At 50.2% G+C, this 5,950-nt stretch carries 9 protein-coding genes; 4 read left to right on the plus strand and 5 right to left on the minus strand.

Features of this window, described 5'->3' with window-relative positions; genetic code table 11:
- Positions 1–98 precede the first annotated feature (98 nt).
- The 4 genes from KJQ12_RS17960 to KJQ12_RS17975 form a co-directional block, all read right to left on the minus strand.
- Complete coding sequence (locus KJQ12_RS17960; RefSeq protein WP_015253134.1) at positions 99–221, minus strand: methionine/alanine import family NSS transporter small subunit; 123 nt, start codon at positions 219–221, stop codon at positions 99–101.
- Positions 221–1,726, minus strand: coding sequence for a sodium-dependent transporter (locus KJQ12_RS17965; protein ID WP_213486632.1), 1,506 nt, complete (start codon positions 1,724–1,726; stop codon positions 221–223). The genes KJQ12_RS17960 and KJQ12_RS17965 overlap by 1 nt, the downstream gene beginning before the upstream one ends.
- 129 nt (positions 1,727–1,855) lie before the next feature.
- A complete protein-coding gene (locus KJQ12_RS17970; protein WP_213486633.1) occupies positions 1,856–2,281 on the minus strand; it encodes a DUF1801 domain-containing protein in 426 nt (141 codons plus the stop codon).
- A gap of 15 nt (positions 2,282–2,296) precedes the next feature.
- Positions 2,297–2,761 (minus strand): VOC family protein, encoded by a 465-nt coding sequence (locus KJQ12_RS17975; protein WP_244860678.1) that lies wholly within the window; start codon positions 2,759–2,761, stop codon positions 2,297–2,299.
- Positions 2,762–2,941: 180 nt separating this feature from the next.
- Here KJQ12_RS17975 and KJQ12_RS17980 point away from each other — a divergent pair, with 180 nt between their 5' ends.
- Complete coding sequence (locus tag KJQ12_RS17980; RefSeq protein ID WP_213486635.1) at positions 2,942–3,802, plus strand: hypothetical protein; 861 nt, start codon at positions 2,942–2,944, stop codon at positions 3,800–3,802.
- Between the two features lie 9 nt (positions 3,803–3,811).
- On the opposite strand, the gene KJQ12_RS17985 is transcribed toward KJQ12_RS17980, so the two are convergent.
- Entirely contained in the window at positions 3,812–4,096 is a 285-nt protein-coding gene (locus KJQ12_RS17985) for a hypothetical protein (RefSeq protein WP_213486637.1), read from the minus strand.
- Between the two features lie 223 nt (positions 4,097–4,319).
- Between KJQ12_RS17985 and KJQ12_RS17990 the strand changes: the two genes are divergently transcribed.
- The 3 genes from KJQ12_RS17990 to KJQ12_RS18000 all read left to right on the plus strand — a co-directional run bounded on the left by KJQ12_RS17990 (position 4,320) and on the right by KJQ12_RS18000 (position 5,848).
- The gene (locus tag KJQ12_RS17990; protein ID WP_213486639.1) at positions 4,320–4,568 is read left to right on the plus strand and encodes a hypothetical protein; all 249 of its coding nucleotides are present in this window, start codon (positions 4,320–4,322) and stop codon (positions 4,566–4,568) included.
- A 206-nt stretch (positions 4,569–4,774) separates the two neighbouring features.
- Positions 4,775–5,458, plus strand: a complete 684-nt coding sequence (locus KJQ12_RS17995; protein WP_213486640.1) for a hypothetical protein — start codon at positions 4,775–4,777, stop codon at positions 5,456–5,458.
- Between the two features lie 210 nt (positions 5,459–5,668).
- Complete coding sequence (locus KJQ12_RS18000) at positions 5,669–5,848, plus strand: hypothetical protein (protein ID WP_213486641.1); 180 nt, start codon at positions 5,669–5,671, stop codon at positions 5,846–5,848.
- Positions 5,849–5,950: the final 102 nt, after the last annotated feature.

Here is a 5,950-nt window from a genome sequence, read left to right on the forward strand (position 1 = left end):
CCCCTCCCGTGGCCGGACTTTCACCGGCTAGAAGATACGTGCTTTCTGGGCACGCCGTGACAAAGAAAAGGACACCCGACGGGGTGTCCTTGACCGTATCAGGAATTGGACTTTGTCCTGTTCTGTCTCGCCTTGATGACCGCATTGACAATGCTGGCGGCCAAGCCTCCCCAAATGATGACGATGCCGATAATCATCATTGCGATTGCGCTGCCTTCCATTATTGGGACACCTCCTTGGCGCCGGTTGCCTGCGGGGTTTTATTTTTGATCAACCCGAACACAATGCCCACAATGATGACGGCAACAACGACAGCCCATCCGTATGCGGTCACAAACCAGGTTGCGTATCCTTCATAATTCTCGAGAATATTCGTTCTGAGGTTATCGAACATCATGATGCCGAGCACGACGGGCGTTATGACGCCAAGACAAACTTTCCACCAGATACCGAGCTTGATATCCGAAATTTCGTTTGCGTGCTCCTGAAGTTTGCCGAGTTGTCTCGCAACCCATGCGACGGCAATCACTTCAACCAGGCCGGCCAACGCCACGCCGAAGTTGTTGATGAAGTAATCGATCACGTCCAGGAAGTACAATCCGCCGTTGGAGGAGAAGATGATCGATATGATCGCCGCCAACCCGCCGCCGTACAGTACGGATTTCGTCCGGGAGATATTGAATTTCTCCTGGACACCGCAGATATAGGTTTCCACGATCGAGATCAGCGAGGTCATTCCCGCCAGCACCAGCGAACCGAAGAACAGGAACCCGAAAAATCCGTTGAGCGCCGGAAGTTGATTGATGATTTGCGGGAACACCACGAACGCCAGACCGACACCGCCGCTGACCACTTCATCGACTGCAACGCCTTGCTGCATGGCCATAAAGCCGAGGATGCTGAAGACGCCGATGCCCGCCAGCAGTTCAAATCCGGAGTTGGCAAAACCGGTGATGAACGCATTGTTCGTGATATCCGATTTCTTCCCAAGATAGCTGGAGTACGTCACCATGATCGCAAAGCCGATCGACAAGCTGAAGAAAATTTGGCTGTACGCGGCCACCCACACTTTGCCGTTCAGGATCGAATCCCAATTCGGCTTGAAGAAGGCGTTCAGACCTTCCGCCGCACCATCCAGCGTCAAGGCGCGGATGACCAGAATGGCGAACAGCACGAGAAGGGCGGGCAGCATGATTTTGTTCGCAGCTTCAATACCTTTTTTGACGCCTTTATACAGGATGAACAATGCCGCCAGCCAGACGATCGCAAGCGGAATGAACACGCCCGGCACAATGCCGCCGAATTGACCCGGAGTGTCCGCGAGTTTCAAATACTCGCCGAACAGGAACCCCTCAGTGTCCTCTCCCCAGCTCAGGTTGATGGAAAAGATGGCATAAGACAACGCCCAGGCGATGACGGCGGCGTAATAGACAGAGATCACAAAGGAAACGGCCAATTGCCACCAGCCGATGTCTTGAAATTTCCGGTTGATTTTCCCCAATGAACCGGGAGCCGACGATCTGTACTTGTGGCCGATCGCAAACTCCATAATGAGGATCGGAATGCCCGCGGTCAAGAGCGCAAACAGATACGGAATAAAAAATGCGCCGCCTCCGTTTTCATAAGCGACCGCCGGGAAACGCCAAATGTTCCCTAGTCCAATAGCCGATCCTGCAGCAGCAAGTATAAACCCTGCCCGTGTACCCCATTGCGGACGGTTTTCCATCGCATTCCCTCCATTTAATGTTTAAAGCGCTTTCATTCTCGTATGATACAACATTTTATTGGAGCCGAAAAGTTCGTTTTTATAAAAAAATGGGACAAACCGCAGTCCAGTTGCTGGAAGCTTCACAGGTCAGCTCTCTGTCGGATACAGCTTCCGGTATGTTTCCACAGTATGCTTGATCAAATCCTTTAAGACCTCAAGTTGGATATCCGCCAGTTTGTTTATATAGACGCAGGCTTTGCTCTTTGTGTGCTTGCCAAAGTTTTGCAGCAGCTTCTCTCTTTCCTCGCTCTCATAGGCCAGATACAGGCTGATTTTCGCCTTTCGCGGCGAAAAGCCGACCAAAGGCGCATCCCCTTCATGCCCCGATGCATATTTATAGTGATATTTCCCGAAACCGATGATGCTCGTTCCCCACATTTTCGGCTTGAATCCCGTCGCTTCTTCGAAGATTTCCAGCAGCTTGTAGGCATCCACCTTCTTTTTCTCATTTTCCACACTCTCGATAAATGCAGTGACGCTGTTGTCGTTCTCTTTCATCTTCGGTTCATACACGTGCGGTCCTCTCCTTTAAGCATAATTCGAGATTTCGATCAGATTCCGGTCCGGGTCGCGCAGATAGACGGAACGAATTCTGCCTGTTGCGCCGGTGCGATCCACCGGTCCTTCCTCAATTGGAACATTGCAATTGTCCAAATGACGAATCACGTCATCCAGCGGCGTATTCGTAATAAAGCACAAATCCGCCGAACCGGGACACGGCTTATCGGCCTTCGGCTCGAATTCGCGTCCGCGCTCATGAAGGTTAATCTTTTGCCGGCCGAAATGCAGCGCGTACCGCCCATCGCCGAACCGGACAACCTCCATGCCGAGCACCTTTTCGTAGAACGCGATCGTACGCTGCAGGTCATTAACGGTCAGCACAAGGTGGTCCAGACGGTCGATGACAAAGCCCGAGTCTTGTGCCTCAAGTTCACGCATGAGAAATATAGCCTCCCCATGATGCGGCTCACCGCTTGCTTTGTTGTTGTTCAACACCTTTCCCGGGCTTATGTCTTCGGCAAACGGGCGCTATAATCCTTGTTGTAAATAAAGGGTGTCCGGCAGCCCGTCTCCCTGACTTTCCGGACCTATGGAGCCAACGCTTCTGCCATTGACCCCTATGTGCGGTTGTGGAAGAATATAACAAGAGCGAATTATTGATGGGGGCGGCTTATGGACTTTGAAAAAGCTGCAAATTTTATTTGGGAGAACGGCAGGCTTCTGGAAAGGAGACTGTTTGAATATTTCTTTCGGGGCGGTTCGAAGGACGGTGTATTGACTGCCATCAAGGCCTATCAGAACGAGGATGGCGGATTCGGGCACGCCCTTGAACCGGACCTTCGCACACCCGAAAGCCAACCGCTGTATGTGGAGTTCGGGCTGCGAACGCTGTATGAAGCGAAAATACGAGATCCGGAATTGGCCCTTAAGGTTTGTGACTATGTTGCACGGGCGGCTGACTTGAACGAAGGCATCGCCACGATTACGGCTTCGTCAAGCCGCTACCCCCGGGCCGCGCACTGGAACAATCCGACATCGGAACAAGCATCATTTGACCGACTTACGGGCTTGGTCGGCCTTTTGAACTGGCAGGGAATCCAGCATCCTTGGCTGGATCAAGCGATCGGTGCTTGTCTGAACCATATCCGCTCCACAGAATACGAGGATGCGCACACCATACTGACTGCCTTTTGCCTGCTTGAAAGCCTGCCGCAAACGGATGAAATTACAACGCTCTTCTCCAAATTAACGGACGAGCTTTATCAAGCGAGGTTTTTCTGTCCGGAGGCCCCGCCGCAAAGCTACGGGCTGACGCCGTTGGATTTCGCGCCGTTCCCTGATTCGTACTGCAGAAAAATTTTCCCGGACGCGATGATCCACGACCATCTCATGGCGTTGGACGCCGAGCAAGAGGAAGACGGCGGTTGGCCGATCGCATGGGAGCCGCCCGGCGAAATGGCGAGGCTGGAATGGCGAGCTTACAGGACGCTAAAGTCAATCATTACATTGGAAGCCTACCGGAAAACGGCGTGATGACAATCGTCACTTCAAAAGCAACCCTGCCATCGCAGGTATGCAAAGAGCGACTGCGGCAACCCAATATTGCATGGCTTCGTGTGACCGGCTCACGCTTCTTTCCTTGTTCGTCCAGAATCGGCCCTTGTCACCCAGTATCCATTTATCAATAAAAATAAACAATGCGTTACCTGCGCATACCAATCCCAGGCCGCCTGCAATATACCAGACATGATCCCATCTGGACGTACCGAATCCATAGGAAAATAAAACGAGGACGGCGACGAGGGCGGTAATTAAAGATTTTCTCAAGTGAAAACCACCTCAATGGTAAAACTGCTGATTTACTGTTTATAATACGCCGGCTATGTACTTTTTCCCCTTTTTTTATCCAAAAAAATAGTCATACAGTTGAAACATGTCCATCTCCGCATCCGGCGACCTGGCGTTCTTTGCTCATGTTCTTACCCTCCGGGTGCATTTTTGGCTTTGGAGCCAAAGGGCTGTATGTCACATCTGATCCCGGAGGGTGCCAATGAAAATAAACCTCATTTTCTTGTTGATCGGATTGGCCCTCACCATCATTTCAAAGATTCTGCAATATGTTTATAAATCCAAAATCGGAGATATGATCGTCATTCCGGCCGCCGTCTTTTTTTTGTATTGGCAGTCCTTTTTTCGATCACCAAATTTACCGATTTATTGGGCAGAGATGATGGAGCCAAAGCAGCCGCGCAAATCGGTTTTTGGGCTTGTCTGGCAGTCGTATCTTTTCAAATCATGATGATTTTATGGGCAGGGCATGGCAAATCTTACGGGCTGTTCTTGATCATTCCGTTTGTCATAAGCGCCGGGGCTGTTATCTATAAGTGGGTGACAACGATACAATAATCTTACACGGCTCTGTGCGCTGTCCGCAGCGGCAAATTTCAGATCCTCCTTGTGCGGGGGACCATTTTTGATGAATCTCTCTCGGGAAGGTAGAATAAGATGAGGAAAATTGCAGGGGTTTCTTTGCTGTGTTTCATAATTGCAGGTGCTTTCTTTTGGCTTTATGAATCCCGAAAGGTGAGCCGCGATATCACTGAACCGGATCTGACGATGTCGGTAAAACCGGCGGATATTTCGGAAGAAACCAAGCGGATCTTGAACATTATTGGAAAGAACGCCCAGCTATTTGACTTGAAAGTGGATCCGGATCGTGCAGGCATGATCAAGGTATGGGTCGAACACTTCGAACGCGGCGAGCAACAAGAAAATGTGATTGACTACAGCTCAAGTGTTATTGTGCACAATGATCCGGAGGAATCCGGAAATCTTCATCATGAACAACTGCTGTTCATCCTCTCAGAAAACAATGACGAACCGAACAAGGAAAGACGGTTGTCCATCACTTCCGCATTAATCGATGAAGGGGGGTCCGGCAGCACCGCAGCGGATATGCGTCTCCCGCTTCTCACAGGAAGTCAATTGACATGGATCAATTCCGCGGAAATGGAACTGCATCTCAATCAACCCGTAACGCTCGGCTCGATTATCGAGACGGACAGTCAATCGATCCGATCTGACATAAGGTTGTTCCAGCAATACGACGAGACCGGCGAATTGCCGGAAGAACTGAGACAGCACGACCGGGTCATCCTGTTTCAGATGATGCTTCAGGGCAATGAATGATTCTTGCCCAAGAACGCATGTCCTTGACTTCGGTATGGAGGCATTAGTGGTGGCAACCATCGCTGAAGTTTCCAGAAACTTGGGCAGATTGATCGATTCATTTCCAACCTGATGTCTTACTCAGAGGATGTTCTTTGCACTCCGATAGAGGAGGGGAAATGGTCGGTTCAGGATATCATCAGTCATATTATGGGTTGGGACAAGACCCTCATGAAAAAGCTTGATCATTTTATCCATAAAGGAGAGGCAATCCTTCAAGAGCATCATGATGTCCGCGCTTTTAATGAGGCATCCGTCGCATACGGCAGAACAAGGAAACCACACGATTTGCTTCGGGAAGCCGCTTCTCAACGCAAGCAATTAATATTTAAAACTCAATCAGGTTTCTGAAGAAGCGTTTACCAAGCATATCCATGGCAGTCCTTATACATTGGAACTCAACTTTCGCAGTATGAAATGGGCAAACAAGCCTTGATGTAGCTGGGTAAAGCG

The organism is Thermobacillus xylanilyticus (assembly GCF_907165215.1).
GTDB lineage: Bacteria > Bacillota > Bacilli > Paenibacillales > Paenibacillaceae > Thermobacillus > Thermobacillus xylanilyticus.